Below are 15,898 nucleotides of genomic sequence, written 5' to 3'. Positions count from 1 at the left end.
CGTTTACTTTCCTTCGAGGCTCAGCGCTTCGTTCACGAGCGCCTCTTGTTGAGCTTTGTGTTGGCTGGCCAGACCCGTCGCGGGCGAAGCCGAGGTTGCGCGGCCGACATAGGTCGGCCTTGTGTTTTTGGCGCCGATGCGGGTCAGCACCCATTCGATATTGGGTTCAATAAATGTCCAGGCGCCCTGGTTCTTGGGTTCTTCCTGACACCAGACCATCTCGGCCCCTTTAAAACGCTCAAGCTCGTTGATCAGCGAGTGCGCCGGGAACGGATAGTATTGCTCGATCCGCAGTAGGTAGATGTCGTCGATCCCGCGTGCGTCGCGTTCTTCCAGCAGGTCGTAATAGACCTTGCCCGAACACAGAACGACGCGTTTGATCTTCTTGTCGGCCACCAGCTTGGTGTCCGAGTTGCCCTGTTGCGCGTCGTCCCACAGCACCCGGTGGAAGCTGGAGCCGGTGGTGAAATCCTCGACCGTGCTGACTGCCAGCTTGTGCCGCAACAGCGACTTCGGAGTGACCAGAATCAGCGGTTTGCGGAAGGTACGGTGCAATTGGCGGCGCAGGATGTGGAAGTAGTTCGCCGGCGTCGTGCAATTCGCAACGATCCAGTTGTCCTGACCGCACATCTGCAAGAAGCGTTCCAGACGGGCCGAACTATGTTCGGGGCCTTGACCTTCGAACCCGTGCGGCAGCAGGGTCACCAGACCCGACATACGCAGCCATTTGCTTTCGCCTGAGCTGATGAACTGGTCAAACATGATCTGCGCACCGTTGGCAAAGTCACCAAACTGCGCCTCCCAAAGGGTCAGCGCGTTGGGTTCGGCAAGCGAATAGCCGTATTCGAAGCCCAAGACCGCGTATTCCGAGAGCATCGAGTCGATCACTTCGTATTTCGACTGCCCTTCACGGATGTTGTTCAGCGGGTAATATCGCTCTTCGGTTTCCTGGTGCACGAAGCCTGAGTGGCGCTGACTGAACGTACCGCGTGTCGCATCCTGCCCGGACAGGCGTACCGGATACCCCTCGGTCAGCAATGACCCAAAGGCCAGTGCCTCACCCGTTGCCCAATCAAAGCCTTTGCCGCTGTCGAACATCTGTTTCTTGTGGTCCAGCAGGCGCGAGACGGTTTTGTGCACCGCGATATCGGCGGGCGCATGCGTCAGGGCCTTGCCGACTTCGGCGAATGTCTCGGGCGAGATTGCAGTTTCACCGCGGACATATTCCTCTTTGTTTTTGTTCAGATGCGACCAACGCCCATCCAACCAGTCCGCCTTGTTCGGCTTGTAATCCTTGCCGGCGTCGAACTCATCGTTCAGATGCGCCTGGAAGGCGGCTTTCATGTCCTCGATCTCACCTTCCGGGATCAGGCCGTCTTGGACCAAACGCTCAGTATACAACGACAGCGTGGTCTTATGAGTCTTGATCTTCTTGTACATGATGGGGTTGGTAAACATGGGCTCATCGCCCTCGTTGTGACCAAACCGGCGATAGCAGAAGATGTCGATGACCACGTCCTTGTGGAACTTCTGGCGGAACTCGGTCGCAACCTTGGCTGCGTGCACCACCGCTTCGGGGTCATCGCCGTTCACGTGGAAAATCGGTGCCTCGACCATTAGCGCGATATCCGTCGGATACGGAGAAGACCGCGAGAAATGCGGTGCGGTGGTAAAGCCAATCTGGTTGTTCACCACGATATGCATGGTGCCGCCGGTTCTGTGACCGCGCAGACCCGACAGACCAAAGCCTTCGGCCACAACACCTTGACCGGCAAAAGCTGCGTCACCGTGCAGGAGGATGCCCATCACCGCGGTACGATCAGTATCGTTCAGTTGGTCCTGCTTGGCACGGACCTTGCCCAGCACCACAGGGTTCACGGCCTCAAGATGCGAAGGGTTCGCGGTTAGCGAAAGGTGCACGCTGTTGCCGTCAAACTCTCGATCACTGGAGGCGCCGAGGTGGTATTTCACGTCGCCCGACCCATCCACGTCTTCGGGTTTGAAGCTGCCGCCCTGGAATTCGTTGAAGATCGCGCGATAGGGTTTACGCATCACATTGGCAAGGATGTTCAGACGCCCCCGGTGGGGCATACCAATGACGATGTCCCTTATGCCCAAGGCACCGCCACGCTTGATGATCTGTTCCATCGCAGGGATCAGCGCCTCACCACCGTCAAGACCAAAGCGTTTGGTGCCCATGTATTTGACGTGCAGGAATTTCTCAAATCCCTCGGCCTCGACCATCTTGTTCAGAATGGCCTTGCGGCCTTCCTTGGTGAACTGGATTTCCTTGCCATAGCCTTCGATCCGTTCCTTCAGCCAGGCGGCCTGTTCGGGGTCCGAGATATGCATGTATTGCAGCGCGAATGTGCCGCAATAAGTGCGTTTCACGATCTCGACGATCTGGCGCATGCTTGCCATTTGAAGGCCCAGAACGTTGTCGATAAAAATTGGCCGGTCCATGTCGGCCTCGGTGAAGCCATAGGTTTTGGGATCCAGCTCAGGATGCGTACTGGCGGCTCGCATGCCCAGCGGGTCAAGATCGGCAGCCAGATGACCCCGGATACGATAGGCCCGGATCAGCATCAGCGCGCGCAGACTGTCCAGAACGGCGCGTTTGACCTGGTCGTCGCTGACCTCAACGCCCTTGTCCGCAGCCTTTTCCTTGATCTTCTTGCCCGCCGCCTTGGCGTCAATCTCTGACCATTCACCAGTCAGCGCTCCGGTCAGGTCATCAGCGGGCATCGGCGGCCAGTCGGTCCGCGCCCAGGACGGCCCCTCGGCCTCTTTCTGAACGTCCGGCGTGGCGTCGCCCATGGCCTTGAAGAACTCGGCCCAGGCGGCGTCTACCGCACCGGGGTTCTTGGTGTACTGGGCATAAAGCTGCTCCAGATACTCGGCATTGTGCCCCTGCATAAAGCTAGAGGCGTGAAATGCGGAATTAGGCGTATGTTCGGTCATTGGGCTACCTCATGTGGGTTGGGACCGTATTGGTTGGTGCCTGGCTGGCTGGGGCGGGAGAGCCACCACAGGACCAGAAGGGGTGACACAAACAGAACAAGCAGTGTCGGAATGACGAGCAGCAAAGTGGCACGGGTGAACAGGATGTCCAGATTGCCGCCATGCTGGAAACTGGATGCAAGGCCGATGCCGAAGAACAGAACGGCACCTGCCCCGAGGATCAGCAGGATCGGTAACAACGCATAAAGCCCGCTGCGCCCGGTATCATGCATCCGCCGCCACGCGACGGCCAGATGCGGAAAGAACACAATCAGGCTGACGATGCTTTGTACAGGTTGTGAGGACGTGGCGGTGACGGATTTCACCTCATCGCTCTGGCTGACCGAGACTTGCGTGAAGAACTGCCAGTCGATGATCCCGGCGATTAAGCTCCAGATCACGATGAAAAGGAAAAAGAACCAATATTCGGGCCGCGAGGCTCTCCCTGAGAAGGTGAAGAACTTGGCGAAACAGGTGCGGATGGCGTCGGAGAAGGTCATTGTTTGGCCTCCAAAGGGTTTGGTCCGTACTCATTTAACCCGGGTTCTGATGGGGTCGTTCCCCACAAGATGATTACTAGAAATGCAAGCAATGTAAGTATGAGCTGTGGTACGCCCAAAAAGAACGCAACAATCAGGGCCAAGGGAATTGAGATCATGCCCAGAAGACCCGCGAAGAACGTCAAAGCAGGTCCGAAGAAAAACGCTAGGAAAAGTGCCAGCCAAGCGTACCATGCAGGAAAACCGATATCATGTACTCTGCGAACTAAAACTGAGGAGAAAGGGATAAGCAGCACAAGGGAAACAACGAAGCTCAGTGTTCCAGGGCCGTAGTGGATCACCGTAGAAACTTCACGTGATTTTTCGCCAGTGAACAAGTCAGTCGTAATGGTTTCACGTTTGTACGCAACTGGGTCAAGGACGAACAAATCGAAAGCTATAGTGCCCGCCAATACAACCAGTATCGGCACCGCGTACTTCCAGTAGTCCGAGCGGGATGCCCGCCCGGAAAAAGTAAGAAGGTGTGTAGCGCTGGCTTTCATAGCTTTCGACGACTTCGATTACCCTATCGCTTCCAGCACAGCCTCACCCAGCGTTGCCGGGCTTTCGGCCACGACGATACCGGCCGAGCGCATGGCTTCGATCTTGTCCTCGGCGCCGCCTTTGCCGCCGGCGACGATTGCGCCCGCGTGGCCCATGCGGCGGCCCGGAGGGGCCGTGCGGCCTGCGATGAAACCGGCAACCGGCTTTTTGCGGCCCTTCTTGGCCTCATCCGCCAAGAACTGCGCGGCTTCTTCTTCGGCCGAGCCTCCGATCTCACCGATCATGATGATCGAGTGGGTTTCGTCATCGGCCAGGAACCATTCCAGCACGTCGATATGCTCGGTGCCTTTGATCGGGTCGCCACCGATGCCAACACAAGTGGACTGGCCCAGACCCACATCAGTGGTCTGCTTGACGGCCTCATAGGTCAGGGTACCCGAGCGCGACACAACGCCGACCGAGCCGCGCTTGTGGATGTGGCCGGGCATGATGCCGATCTTGCAGGCGTCGGGCGTGATGACACCGGGGCAGTTCGGGCCGATCAGGCGCGATTTGCTGCCTTCCAGCGCGCGCTTCACTTTCATCATATCCAGCACCGGGATGCCTTCGGTGATTGCCACGATCACTTCCATCTCGGCATCAATCGCTTCGAGGATCGAGTCGGCCGCAAAGGGAGGCGGTACGTAGATCACGCTGGCATTGGCTTCGGTCACATGCTTGGCTTCGTGGACCGAATTGAACACGGGCAGGCCCAGGTGCTCCATCCCGCCTTTGCCGGGGGTCACGCCGCCGACCATCTTGGTGCCATAGGCGATGGCCTGTTCGGAGTGGAATGTTCCCTGCGAGCCGGTGAAGCCCTGACAGATCACTTTGGTATTTTCGTCGATGAGGACTGCCATTTTAGGCCTCCATTTTGATTAGTGTGAGCGCGCCGATAATCGAATTCACCGGTGTCGCAATTCGCGTATTCTGTGTTTCATGAGCCATTCTGATGCCGGTCCAATGCGTCAATAACTTGGTCTCTGGACCATATGCCTAACGAACGCTGGTCTTTCCCCTCTGCCGATTGAAGGAAGTCAGGGTCGATATTAATCTCGCCCGTTTCCTCGATTTTTTCGATCGGATCCGAGAAATTGAAAGGCGCAACACAAGGGTTGAACCTTTTGAAGCCTGCGTTGTTTTTCAATCGCTCGTTAACGGGCACATGGTGCATCGTAGTCAGCAGATAAGGTGTCTCGCTTTTGACGAAGTTTTCAAAAAACGCCCACCGCAGCCACCATTTCAGGTGAAACAGGCAATCCCGACACATCATCAAGTCAGCTCGGGGCAAGGGGTCGGAGGTAATGTCCAGATGAACAAACTCGCGACCCGGTGCTGTATGCTGTTCCTGAACAGACTGAACCAGTTCGAGGGATATATCTCCGCCGATGTAGTTCAAGCCGGTCAGGTCCACTTCCTGCATCCAGGTCCAGTCACCACAAGGCGCGTCAAGGAATGTCTTCACCTTGTACCGCTCAAAAATCCCTGGAAGGGCAAGACGAAGCGGCGCAGTTGCTTCAAGCGTTGAGCCATTGCCCGAGCGAGGGGTATTTCGCCCCGCCCAGCTCTTGCACTCGAACGCATTCCTAACACCGCTACGCATCACACACTTCCTTCGGACCCCGAGAAATGAACCGGCTTTTCGGAAATCAACCCTTAACCGCTTTCACGATCTTCTCGGCACCGTCTTTCAGGTTGTCCGCCGCGATCACGTCCAGGCCAGAGGTGTTGATGATCTCTTTGCCTTTCTCGACATTCGTGCCTTCCAGACGCACGACCAGCGGAACCTGCAGGCCGACCTCTTTCACCGCAGCGACCACGCCCTCGGCGATGACGTCACAGCGCATGATGCCGCCGAAGATGTTGACCAGAATGCCTTTGACTTGCGGGTCCGAGGTGATGATCTTGAACGCCTCGGTCACTTTCTCTTTGGTCGCACCGCCGCCCACGTCGAGGAAGTTGGCAGGCTCGGCCCCATAGAGTTTGATGATGTCCATGGTGGCCATCGCCAGGCCGGCGCCGTTGACCATGCAGCCGATCTCACCATCCAGCGCGATGTAGTTCAGGTCGTATTTGCTGGCTTCCAGTTCCTTGGGGTCTTCCTCGGTCTCGTCGCGCAGTTCGGCGATGTCGGGGTGGCGGTAGACCGCGTTGCCGTCAAAGCCGACCTTGGCGTCCAGCACTTTCAGATCACCTTTGTCCGAAATGATCAGCGGGTTAATCTCCAGCATCTCCATATCCTTCTCGACGAAGGCGGCGTAAAGCTGGCTCATCAGTTTAACGCATTGCTTGACCTGCGCGCCTTCCAGTCCCAGCGAAAAGGCGATGCGGCGGCCGTGATAGGCTTGATAGCCGGTCGCAGGGTCGACCGAAAAGGACAGGATTTTTTCGGGCGTGGCAGCAGCAACCTCTTCAATGTCCATGCCGCCCTCAGTCGAGCAGACGAATGAGATGCGGCTGGTCTGACGATCGACCAGCAGGGCCAGGTACAATTCGCGTTCGATGCCGGACCCGGCCTCAATATAAATGCGGTTGACCTGCTTGCCTGCGGGGCCGGTCTGATGCGTGACCAGAGTACGACCCAACATCTTCTTTGCTTCTTCGGCGGCTTCTTCCACCGACTTGGTCAGACGGACACCGCCCTTTTCACCAGCATCGGTTTCTTTGAAAGACCCCTTGCCGCGACCACCTGCGTGAATTTGTGCTTTGACAACCCAAAGGGGGCCATCCAGTTCACCGGCTGCGGTTTTGGCTTCCTCGGCGCGCAAAACCGCGCGACCTTCGGAGACCGGAGCGCCATAGCTGCGAAGAAGAGCCTTGGCCTGATATTCGTGAATGTTCATCGAAACTGTCCCGTCTGACTACGATTAAGTCGTTATAGACGGCTGTAGAGCAGAAATATAAAGGCTTTTTTGCTGCCTTAGCACTTTTTCGCTAAGATTTTCGACTTTTGTGATCACAGATTTTTTGGGTGTGATCACAAGATGCCCGTTGATGTGGGCCGATTGATTTGAGCAGCCGCATCGATTCTACAAATCAACACCTGCGACAATCGCCTACCCGATAGTCCTGAGCGCGGTTACGACCCGAGAAAAAATGATCGCGTCGTGTTGCATTCCGCCGACAAGGTTCGGATGCATGCCGGATTTTGTCAGAGTTGACGGAAAGAATGTTAGACGCGCGCCGGTGGTAGAGCCCAAACAGGCCAACAAGACAAAAAATGCGCGCCCGAAGACGCGCATTAAGATTCATAGTCGGTTACACCGGACCTTATGCCAACGAGTTGTCGATGCCTTTGCAAGCTTCGATCAGACCCTTCACAGCATTGACCGAGTTGTCGAAACCGGCCTGCTCTTCATCGTTCAGGGTGATATTGACGATTTTTTCGATGCCACCAGCCCCGATTACGGTGGGGACACCTACGTACATGCCGCTAACACCCAGCTCGCCATCGCAATAGGCGGCGCAGGGTAGGACGCGTTTTTGGTCTTTCAGATAGGCCTCAGCCATTTCAATCGCCGACGTTGCCGGGGCGTAGAAAGCTGATCCTGTTTTCAGCAGTCCAACAATCTCGGCGCCGCCGTCGCGGGTGCGCTGTACGATCGCGTCCAGTTTGTCTTGCGAGGTCCAGCCCATTTTGACCAGATCGGGCAGCGGGATACCCGCAACGGTCGAATAGCGAACCGACGGTACCATGGTATCACCGTGGCCGCCCAGAACGAAGGCCGTGACGTCTTTCATGGAGACGCCAAATTCTTCGGCCAGGAAGTGCCGGAACCGGGCCGAGTCCAGGACGCCAGCCATGCCACAGACCTTATTGTGCGGCAGGCCAGAGAATTCGCGCAGCGCCCAGACCATCGCGTCCAGCGGGTTGGTAATGCAGATGACGAAGGCGTCAGGCGCGTGGGCGGCGATGCCTTCACCGACGGATTTCATGACTTTCAGGTTGATCCCCAGCAGATCGTCACGGCTCATACCCGGTTTGCGCGGTACGCCAGCGGTCACGATGCAGACATCGGCACCTGCGATATCCTCATAGGACTGGGTGCCTTTCAGCTTGGCATCAAAGCCCTCGGAGGGCCCGGACTCAGCGATATCGAGCGCTTTGCCTTCGGGGATGCCTTCGGCGATGTCGAACAGGACGACATCACCCAGTTCTTTCATTGCTGTGAGGTGGGCGAGCGTGCCGCCGATCTGACCTGCGCCGATCAGCGCGATCTTGGGTCTGGCCATTTGGATTGTCTCCGGTCGGTTTTGAAGTCGCGGTTGTGCTAGTCGGTAAATGGCGTTCGCGCAAGGGTTATGCAGCGCGGCATGCAACCGCATACAGTTTGCACCGGGCGCGCCGATTGCGCTAAACGGCTTTTTAGACAAGCCAATATACGGGATGCCGCATGTTCGAACTGAACCTGATGTTTTTTGCCGTCGCAATTCCGGCGGTGATCTTTGCGGGCATCTCGAAGGGCGGGTTCGGGTCAGGCGTGGCTTTTGCGTCGTCGTCGATTCTGGCGCTGATACTTGAGCCGGGGCAGGCGCTTGCACTGATGCTGCCCATACTGATGGTCATAGATGTGGCGACCCTTGGCCCGTATTGGAAACGCTGGAGCTGGCCTGACTCGCGCTTGTTGATTTTGGGTGCGGTCCCTGGGGTCGCGCTGGGCGCTTGGCTCTACCGCGCGACCGATGATGACCTGCTGCGTTTGCTGATTGGCGGAATCTCGGTCGGATTCGTAGTCTGGCATTTCGCCCAGAGCAAAGGCCTGATCCGGGGGTTTGAAAAAAGACTGCCGCCAACTGCCGGGTTGTTTGCCGGGCTGGTCGCCGGGTTTACCAGTTTTGTCAGTCATGCCGGCGGGCCGCCTGCCGCTGTCTATCTGCTGTCGCAGCGCTTGACGAAGACCGAATTCCAGGCATCCACCGTGCTGGTCTTCTGGGTCATCAACATCTCGAAATTCGTTCCCTACGCCTTTCTCGGTATGTTCACCTGGCACACGGCATGGGCTGATCTGCTGCTGACACCTTTTGCATTGCTGGGTGCCTGGCTGGGCGTCCGGGCGCATTTCATGCTGTCCGAACGGCTGTTTTTTGGCATTGCCTACGTATTGCTGATCATTACTGGCAGCAAACTGATCTGGGATGCCTTGACTTAGATATTGGGTGGAAGGGCTTCTGTGATCGCCTCATAGTCCCCACCCGCTGCGACCAGGCAGCTTGTTCCGTCCGGCAGCGTTACCGTGATCGTCCAGCTGCCAGTCTGATCCGAAGCAAAAAGCTCCATTATCGCACCTTGCCGCGCGAGTCCGATGGCGTGGCGCGTTTCGCCATATTTGCCTGCCAGTCGTTTCACCATTTCATCGCGTGGGGCGCAGGTGCGGGCCTGTACCTGCTGTGCGGCCAGCACCATGATACCAAGGCCCATCGTCAACTTGATCAGCATGTCTTTCATCTGTATAACCTCCTGTTTCCATCTGACCTTCAGCTTGGCGTCGGCTGACCCAAATTAGGTTAAGCCTACGCACGTTGCGGCGCTCATGCTGCGTTGCGGCGATTTTGCCCTTGAACTTTCCGGAAAATAATGCCCCATTTCGCGCAATTTTGTTTCAAAGGGAGAGGCCAATGGACGCCCGTCAGCGCCCCTATCGCTCAGTTTTGTACATCCCCGGCTCACGCGAGCGGGCACTGGACAAAGCGCGCACATTGCCGGTGGATGCAATCATCTTTGATCTCGAAGACGCGGTGGCCGCTGAGGAAAAGGCAAATGCGCGCCAAACGCTGAGTGCGGCGCTGGCGGCTGGTGGCTACGGTGAACGCGTCAAGATCGTACGCATCAACGGCCTGGATACAGAATGGGGCCGGGCCGATGCCGAGGCGGTCCGTGATATGAACGCTGATGTTGTGTTGCTACCCAAGGTGAACGCAGCCGCTGACGTGGATGCCCTTGCTGCCATCACAGGTGACAAGCCGGTCTGGGCGATGATGGAAACGCCGCGCGGTATGCTGAATGCGGCTGAGATTGCGGCTCATCCGCTGATGACAGGCTTTGTGATGGGCACAAATGATCTGGCCAAAGACCTGCAAACCCGGTTCCGCGCCGACCGCCTGCCGCTGATGACCTCATTGGGTTTATGCCTGCTGGCCGCCAAGGCCGAGGGGCTGACCATCGTCGACGGGGTATACAATGCGTTCAAAGACAACGATGGTCTGGCGGCTGAATGTGAGCAGGGCCGCGATATGGGTTTTGATGGCAAGACTCTGATTCACCCGGCGCAGGTCGACATCGCCAACGCGGCTTTTGCGCCATCGCAGGCCGAGATTGATCTGGCGCGCCGCCAGATTGCTGCGTTTGAAGAGACCGAGGCGCAGGGTCAGGGTGTCGCAGTGGTCGATGGGAAGATTGTTGAAAATCTGCATGTTGTAACAGCCCGCGAAATTCTGGCAAAAGCAGAGGCGATTTCAGCTTTGCAAGCGGGGTAAGCCAGCATGGGCTTTTTTCTTCTGATCCTTGGGGTGGCACTGTGGTGGGCCGCACATCTTTTCAAACGCATAATGCCAACGCAACGTGCAGCGATGGGCGATGCGGGCAAAGGCGCGGTGGCCCTGTCACTGGTTGCAGCAATCCTGTTGATGATCTTCGGCTATCGCATGACCGATTTCATTTATGTCTGGGCGCCACCGGCATTCATGATCCACATCAACAACCTTTTGGTGCTGATCGCGATCTATCTGATGAGCCCGGCCGGAACCAAAGGCCGCTTGCTGCACAAGCTCCGCCACCCGATGCTGGGCGGGTTCAAGCTGTGGGCTTTCGCGCATCTTTTGGTCAATGGCGATCTGGCCTCGATCATCCTGTTCGGCGGCTTGCTGGCCTGGGCGGTGGTCGAGGTGATTGTCATCAACCGCGCCGAGCCTGAATGGATGCCCGGCGAACCCGGCACTTATGGCAAGGACGCGATATTCTTTGCTGGCTCGATCGTGCTGTTGGGCATCATCGGTTACATCCACGGGCTGGTTGGCCCTTGGCCATTTCCGTCGTAAGGAGCTGATGCAATGGCAAAACTCTACCGGCTGCTGACTGCGGAAGACACCTCAGCCTTCTGCCACAAGGTCTCGGACGCGCTGGCCAAAGGGTGGGAGCTGTATGGCGACCCTTCATACGCCTTTGACGAATCTAGCCGTATGATGCGATGCGCGCAGGCCGTGATCAAAGAGGTCACTACGGACTATTCACCCGACATGAAACTGGGACAACAATGATGGCAAAAACCAATCCGGGCCGCTTTTTCGAGGATTACTCAGTCGGGCAGGTGCTGCACCATGCTGTGCCACGCACCGTAACCAATGGAGAGCGCGCGTTGTATCATGCGTTGTATCCCGCGCGGCATGCGCTCTATTCCTCGGATGAGTTCGCCCGGAACTGTGGTCTGCCGAAAAGCCCGATTGACGATCTGGCCGCGTTCCACGTGGTTTTTGGCAAAACCGTACCTGATATCTCGCTGAACGCGGTGGCAAATCTGGGCTATGCCGAAGGGCGGTGGCTAAAGCCGGTCTATCCCGGTGACACGCTGCGCGCGGAGTCTGAGGTAATCGGCGTCAAACAGAACTCGAATGGTAAGACCGGGGTGGTGTGGGTCCGCACGCGTGGCTTTAACCAGCGCGACGAGGTTGTGATCGAGTATGTACGCTGGGTTATGGTGCGCAAATCGAACCTTGACGCCCCTGCACCCGAAGCCGTTGTTCCGGATCTGAAAAAGGCGCTTGATCCGCAGGATCTGGTGGTACCATCGGGGTTGGATTTCTCGAATTACAACTTTGTTCAATCGGGCGAGGGACATCGCTGGGGTGACTATGAAATTGGCGAAACCATTGATCATGTCGATGGCGTAACTGTGGAAGAGGCTGAGCATATGCTGGCCACGCGTCTCTGGCAAAACACGGCAAAAGTACATTTTGACCTGACGTTCCGACCCGATGGCCGTCTGATCTATGGTGGACACGTGATTTCGATGGCGCGGGCCTTGTCGTTCAATGGGCTCGCAAATGCGCAGATGATCGTGGGTCTGAACGGCGGGGCGCATGCCAACCCTTGTTTTGCCGGCGATACGATCAAGGCCTGGTCCGAAGTTCTGGACAAGGCGGAAACGACAGTTCCGGGCATTGGGGCCATGCGCTTGCGATTGGTTGCAACCAAAGGCGGTGAGCCGTTTGTTTTGAAAAACGAAGACGGTCGGTATCAGCCAAATGTCCTGCTTGACCTTGATTATTGGGCTCTGATGCCGGTCTGAGGGCGAGGCACACTCATGTGATCACAGCCTGCCCTATTCGTGCTAGGCTGCGGCTATGGTCCTGCTGCGCTCCCTTCTTGCTTGCCTGTTTCTGACGCCGCCTGTGCTGGCGTGCGATCTGGCTTTGGCATTGGCCGTGGATGTATCGGGATCGGTCGACACAAAAGAATACCGGATTCAGATGGACGGATTGGCCGAGGGGTTGCGTGATCCGCTTGTGTCTGAAGCATTGGTGCGCGGGCAGGCTCATTTGATGCTTGTGCAATGGACCGGATCGTCGCGCCAGAAAGTGACGATCCCATGGACCAGGATCGACAGCTTTGACGCGCTTGAACGTTTTGCCGCTCAGGTCGCCAGCGATCCCAGAGTCTGGCGCAACTTTTCCACGGCCATTGGTGAAGCACTTGAGATGACGATGTCCAGTTTTGATGCCGTGTCAGACTGTAAACGCCACCTGATAGACATTTCGGGCGATGGGGTCTCAAACGAAGGCATAGAGCCATCCGAACTACACAATACGCTGCGGAGCAGAGGCGTGACGGTCAACGCCATCGCGATCGAAGAAAGCGAACCGGATCTGACAGCCTATTTCTTTGAAAACGTGATTGTCGGAGAGGGGGCGTTTGTTGTCTCGGCCGCGGGTTTTGCGGACTACCCTGAACGTATCCGGAAAAAGCTGCTGCGCGAGGTTGTGCAACAGTCCGCAGCCTTGGAGCAGCCGCAGTAGATTCGTGATCACAATGCTTTTCCCCTGAAAACGCTAACATTATGACAATTCCAGGAATTTTGTGATCACGGTTTTATTTAGTGTGATCACGTAAAGCCAAAATCTGCGATTTTGAGCCCATTTTACCCATTTTTGGCTAAGCAACACGTGACAGAGGATCAAAAAAGGGTAAAACCACCGGTAGCCAATGAAAGAGGAGCCGACATGGCCGATGTCAATCGGGGCAACCGCCCGCTCTCGCCACATATAATGATTTACCGCCCGCAGATGACGTCCATGTCATCGATCATGGTCCGTTTTTCGGGTTTGGGTGTATTTGCCGTTGCAATCCTGATCGTCTGGTGGCTGCTGGCCGCTTCGACCTCGGAAAGCGGGTTCGCTGCCATCGACGGGTTTCTGCGCAGTTGGTTCGGGGATATCCTTCTGACCGTCGCGACCTGGGCGCTTTGGTATCATACATTGGGTCGCCTGCGGCACGTCTTCTGGGATTTCGGCTACTGCCTTGACGTTAAAGTCGCCGAAAAGCTGGGTCTGGGCATGTTCATTGGCGCGACCCTCCTCACCGTTATCACCGTGCTTGTGGTGTAAGGAGACGGCACATGCGATATCTGACAGACCGTAAACGCGCACAGGGTTTGGGCGCAGGAAAATCCGGCACACGCACACATTGGCAGGTGATGGTTCGGGCAATGATCCTGACCGTGCTGATTCCGATATTCATATTCACGTTTGGCGCAGGCCTTGGTGGCACCTACGAAGAGGTTGTGGCCTATTTCAGCCGCCCCTTCCCGGCGATCGTAACCGCCCTAACTTTGATAGTGGGCATGCTTCAGTTGATGTACGAAGCTCAGGAAACGATCGAGGATTATGTTCACGGAATTATGGAAAAAGTCTCTCTCGTTGCGATGTGGGCTCTGGGTTACACGCTGATTGCGGCCGGGCTGTTCGCCTTGGTTAAGCTGGCCCTTTAACGGCGCGCGATAAGGAACAAGAAGAATGACAGCAGCATATGAATATGAAACCCACGAATACGACGTTGTTGTCGTAGGCGCAGGTGGTGCAGGTCTGCGTGCAACGCTTGGCATGGCAGAGCAGGGCTTGCGAACAGCCTGCGTCACCAAGGTGTTCCCGACACGCTCTCACACAGTCGCTGCGCAGGGCGGAATCGCGGCATCCCTGTCCAACATGGGCCCGGACCATTGGCAGTGGCACATGTATGACACCGTCAAAGGCTCGGACTGGCTGGGCGATACCGATGCAATGGAATACCTCGCCCGCGAAGCTCCCAAGGCGGTTTATGAGCTTGAACATTACGGCGTGCCGTTCAGCCGGACCGAAGAAGGCAAGATCTATCAGCGCCCTTTCGGTGGCCACACGACTGAGTTTGGGGAAGGTCCCGCAGTTCAGCGTACCTGTGCCGCCGCGGACCGGACGGGTCATGCGATCCTGCATACGCTTTACGGGCAGTCGCTGAAGAACAACGCCGAGTTTTACATCGAATACTTCGCCATCGACCTGATCATGTCAGACGATGGTCAGTGTGAGGGTGTCGTCTGCTGGAAGCTGGACGACGGCACGATGCATGTCTTCAACGCAAAGATGGTGGTGCTGGCGACCGGCGGGTATGGCCGCGCCTATTTCAGCGCAACCTCCGCCCATACCTGCACCGGCGACGGTGGCGGCATGGTGGCCCGTGCGGGTCTGGCGCTGCAGGACATGGAATTCGTTCAGTTCCACCCGACCGGCATCTACGGTTCGGGCTGCCTGATCACCGAAGGCGCGCGCGGCGAAGGCGGTTACCTGACCAACTCGGAAGGTGAACGGTTCATGGAGCGTTATGCGCCCCAGTACAAGGACCTCGCGCCGCGCGACTATGTCTCGCGCTCGATGACTATGGAAATCCGCGAAGGCCGGGGTCACGGTGAGAGTGGCGATCATATCCACCTTAACCTCAGCCACCTGCCAGCCGAAGCGTTGGCGGAACGTCTGCCGGGCATTTCGGAATCGGCACGCGTGTTTGCGGGCGTCGATGTGACCAAGGAACCGATCCCGGTTCTGCCGACCGTGCACTATAATATGGGCGGTATCCCGACCAACTATTGGGGCGAGGTTCTGAACCCGACGGCCGACAACCCGACAGCCGTTGTCCCCGGCCTTATGGCCGTGGGTGAGGCTGGCTGCGCCTCGGTCCATGGTGCGAACCGTCTGGGTTCGAACTCGCTGATCGACCTTGTCGTGTTCGGACGCGCGGCGGCGATCCGCGCAGGTGAGGTTGTGGATGCGAAGGCTCCGAACCCGGTTCTGAACCAGGCGTCGGTCGACAAGGCCTTTGATCGCTTTGACGCGGTGCGGAACGCAAGCGGAGCCGTTCCGACCGCCGATCTGCGGCTTGAGATGCAGCGAACCATGCAAGAGGACGCCGCCGTATTCCGGACCGCCAAGACCATGGCTGAAGGTGTAGAAAAGATGACGGCGATTGCCGCCAAGATGGACGACCTAAAGGTCAGCGACCGCTCGTTGGTCTGGAACAGTGACCTTATGGAAACGCTGGAACTGACCAACCTGATGCCAAGCGCGCTGGCCACCATTGTCGGAGCTGAGGCGCGCAAGGAATCTCGCGGCGCGCACGCGCACGAAGACTACACCGAACGTGACGATGAAAACTGGCGCGTTCACACCGTCAGCCGGGTTGAGGGCAACAAGGTTGAACTCAGCTATCGCCCGGTCATTGTCGACCCGCTGACCACCGAAGACGAAGGTGGCATCAGCCTCAAGAAAATCGCGCCCAAGGCGCGGACGTTCTAAGG

General features: G+C 57.2%; 17 protein-coding genes. 9 read left to right on the top strand and 8 right to left on the bottom strand.

What is annotated here, in order from left to right; all coding sequences use genetic code 11:
- Nucleotides 1-3 precede the first annotated feature (3 nt).
- The 7 genes from ACXAET_RS10965 to mdh form a co-directional block, all read right to left on the bottom strand.
- Nucleotides 4-2,961 carry a 2-oxoglutarate dehydrogenase E1 component gene (locus ACXAET_RS10965; protein ID WP_475184627.1) on the bottom strand — a complete coding sequence of 986 codons (2,958 nt, stop codon included), beginning with the start codon at nt 2,959-2,961 and terminating at the stop codon, nt 4-6.
- Nucleotides 2,958-3,500: a DUF805 domain-containing protein gene (locus ACXAET_RS10960; protein WP_475184623.1), complete on the bottom strand. Its 543-nt coding sequence runs from the start codon at nt 3,498-3,500 to the stop codon at nt 2,958-2,960. Before ACXAET_RS10960 ends, ACXAET_RS10965 begins: the two co-directional genes overlap by 4 nt.
- On the bottom strand, nt 3,497-4,042 hold the full coding sequence (locus tag ACXAET_RS10955) for a DUF805 domain-containing protein (protein WP_475184619.1): 546 nt from the start codon (nt 4,040-4,042) through the stop codon (nt 3,497-3,499). The genes ACXAET_RS10960 and ACXAET_RS10955 overlap by 4 nt, the downstream gene beginning before the upstream one ends.
- A gap of 18 nt (nt 4,043-4,060) precedes the next feature.
- Nucleotides 4,061-4,942 (bottom strand): succinate--CoA ligase subunit alpha, encoded by an 882-nt coding sequence (gene sucD / locus ACXAET_RS10950; RefSeq protein WP_170480831.1) that lies wholly within the window; start codon nt 4,940-4,942, stop codon nt 4,061-4,063.
- A 77-nt stretch (nt 4,943-5,019) separates the two neighbouring features.
- Entirely contained in the window at nt 5,020-5,685 is a 666-nt protein-coding gene (locus ACXAET_RS10945; protein WP_475184616.1) for a hypothetical protein, read from the bottom strand.
- 46 nt (nt 5,686-5,731) lie between these two features.
- Nucleotides 5,732-6,925 (bottom strand): ADP-forming succinate--CoA ligase subunit beta, encoded by a 1,194-nt coding sequence (gene sucC / locus ACXAET_RS10940; RefSeq protein WP_475184612.1) that lies wholly within the window; start codon nt 6,923-6,925, stop codon nt 5,732-5,734.
- Between the two features lie 427 nt (nt 6,926-7,352).
- Entirely contained in the window at nt 7,353-8,315 is a 963-nt protein-coding gene (gene mdh, locus ACXAET_RS10935) for a malate dehydrogenase (RefSeq protein WP_475184611.1), read from the bottom strand.
- Nucleotides 8,316-8,476: 161 nt separating this feature from the next.
- On the opposite strand from mdh, the gene ACXAET_RS10930 reads away from it, so the two are divergent.
- Nucleotides 8,477-9,232: a sulfite exporter TauE/SafE family protein gene (locus tag ACXAET_RS10930; RefSeq protein WP_475184609.1), complete on the top strand. Its 756-nt coding sequence runs from the start codon at nt 8,477-8,479 to the stop codon at nt 9,230-9,232.
- Here ACXAET_RS10930 and ACXAET_RS10925 read toward each other — a convergent pair.
- Entirely contained in the window at nt 9,229-9,528 is a 300-nt protein-coding gene (locus tag ACXAET_RS10925; protein WP_475184607.1) for a hypothetical protein, read from the bottom strand. The genes ACXAET_RS10930 and ACXAET_RS10925 overlap by 4 nt on opposite strands.
- A gap of 170 nt (nt 9,529-9,698) precedes the next feature.
- Here ACXAET_RS10925 and ACXAET_RS10920 point away from each other — a divergent pair, with 170 nt between their 5' ends.
- The 8 genes from ACXAET_RS10920 (at nt 9,699) to sdhA (ending at nt 15,896) form a co-directional block, all read left to right on the top strand.
- Entirely contained in the window at nt 9,699-10,556 is an 858-nt protein-coding gene (locus ACXAET_RS10920) for an HpcH/HpaI aldolase/citrate lyase family protein (protein WP_475184605.1), read from the top strand.
- Nucleotides 10,557-10,562: 6 nt separating this feature from the next.
- Nucleotides 10,563-11,117 carry an NnrU family protein gene (locus ACXAET_RS10915; RefSeq protein ID WP_475184603.1) on the top strand — a complete coding sequence of 185 codons (555 nt, stop codon included), beginning with the start codon at nt 10,563-10,565 and terminating at the stop codon, nt 11,115-11,117.
- Nucleotides 11,118-11,129: 12 nt separating this feature from the next.
- A complete protein-coding gene (locus ACXAET_RS10910; RefSeq protein WP_475184601.1) occupies nt 11,130-11,336 on the top strand; it encodes a DUF1737 domain-containing protein in 207 nt (68 codons plus the stop codon).
- On the top strand, nt 11,336-12,364 hold the full coding sequence (locus ACXAET_RS10905; RefSeq protein WP_475184599.1) for a MaoC family dehydratase: 1,029 nt from the start codon (nt 11,336-11,338) through the stop codon (nt 12,362-12,364). The genes ACXAET_RS10910 and ACXAET_RS10905 overlap by 1 nt, the downstream gene beginning before the upstream one ends.
- Nucleotides 12,365-12,419: 55 nt before the next feature.
- A complete protein-coding gene (locus ACXAET_RS10900; RefSeq protein ID WP_475184597.1) occupies nt 12,420-13,091 on the top strand; it encodes a DUF1194 domain-containing protein in 672 nt (223 codons plus the stop codon).
- A 204-nt stretch (nt 13,092-13,295) separates the two neighbouring features.
- On the top strand, nt 13,296-13,679 hold the full coding sequence (gene sdhC, locus ACXAET_RS10895; RefSeq protein WP_475184595.1) for a succinate dehydrogenase, cytochrome b556 subunit: 384 nt from the start codon (nt 13,296-13,298) through the stop codon (nt 13,677-13,679).
- Nucleotides 13,680-13,690: 11 nt separating this feature from the next.
- Nucleotides 13,691-14,062: a succinate dehydrogenase, hydrophobic membrane anchor protein gene (locus ACXAET_RS10890; protein ID WP_068338132.1), complete on the top strand. Its 372-nt coding sequence runs from the start codon at nt 13,691-13,693 to the stop codon at nt 14,060-14,062.
- A gap of 25 nt (nt 14,063-14,087) precedes the next feature.
- Nucleotides 14,088-15,896 carry a succinate dehydrogenase flavoprotein subunit gene (gene sdhA / locus ACXAET_RS10885; RefSeq protein WP_475184593.1) on the top strand — a complete coding sequence of 603 codons (1,809 nt, stop codon included), beginning with the start codon at nt 14,088-14,090 and terminating at the stop codon, nt 15,894-15,896.
- Nucleotides 15,897-15,898 lie beyond the last annotated feature (2 nt).

This window comes from Ruegeria sp. AWH4_226 (assembly GCF_056159225.1).
The sequence above is the reverse complement of the archived record's forward strand: the minus strand, read 5'-3'. Positions and strand labels throughout refer to the sequence as shown.

Coding starts and splice junctions, on each gene's coding strand:
- ACXAET_RS10955 (WP_475184619.1), bottom strand. CDS start 4,042: ATGAAAGCCAGCGCTACACACCTTCTTACTTTTTCCGGGCGGGCATCC.
- ACXAET_RS10945 (WP_475184616.1), bottom strand. CDS start 5,685: ATGCGTAGCGGTGTTAGGAATGCGTTCGAGTGCAAGAGCTGGGCGGGG.
- ACXAET_RS10890 (WP_068338132.1), top strand. CDS start 13,691: ATGCGATATCTGACAGACCGTAAACGCGCACAGGGTTTGGGCGCAGGA.
- mdh (WP_475184611.1), bottom strand. CDS start 8,315: ATGGCCAGACCCAAGATCGCGCTGATCGGCGCAGGTCAGATCGGCGGC.
- ACXAET_RS10930 (WP_475184609.1), top strand. CDS start 8,477: ATGTTCGAACTGAACCTGATGTTTTTTGCCGTCGCAATTCCGGCGGTG.
- sucD (WP_170480831.1), bottom strand. CDS start 4,942: ATGGCAGTCCTCATCGACGAAAATACCAAAGTGATCTGTCAGGGCTTC.
- ACXAET_RS10900 (WP_475184597.1), top strand. CDS start 12,420: ATGGTCCTGCTGCGCTCCCTTCTTGCTTGCCTGTTTCTGACGCCGCCT.
- sdhC (WP_475184595.1), top strand. CDS start 13,296: ATGGCCGATGTCAATCGGGGCAACCGCCCGCTCTCGCCACATATAATG.
- ACXAET_RS10920 (WP_475184605.1), top strand. CDS start 9,699: ATGGACGCCCGTCAGCGCCCCTATCGCTCAGTTTTGTACATCCCCGGC.
- ACXAET_RS10915 (WP_475184603.1), top strand. CDS start 10,563: ATGGGCTTTTTTCTTCTGATCCTTGGGGTGGCACTGTGGTGGGCCGCA.
- sucC (WP_475184612.1), bottom strand. CDS start 6,925: ATGAACATTCACGAATATCAGGCCAAGGCTCTTCTTCGCAGCTATGGC.
- ACXAET_RS10905 (WP_475184599.1), top strand. CDS start 11,336: ATGGCAAAAACCAATCCGGGCCGCTTTTTCGAGGATTACTCAGTCGGG.
- ACXAET_RS10965 (WP_475184627.1), bottom strand. CDS start 2,961: ATGACCGAACATACGCCTAATTCCGCATTTCACGCCTCTAGCTTTATG.
- ACXAET_RS10910 (WP_475184601.1), top strand. CDS start 11,130: ATGGCAAAACTCTACCGGCTGCTGACTGCGGAAGACACCTCAGCCTTC.
- ACXAET_RS10960 (WP_475184623.1), bottom strand. CDS start 3,500: ATGACCTTCTCCGACGCCATCCGCACCTGTTTCGCCAAGTTCTTCACC.
- ACXAET_RS10925 (WP_475184607.1), bottom strand. CDS start 9,528: ATGAAAGACATGCTGATCAAGTTGACGATGGGCCTTGGTATCATGGTG.
- sdhA (WP_475184593.1), top strand. CDS start 14,088: ATGACAGCAGCATATGAATATGAAACCCACGAATACGACGTTGTTGTC.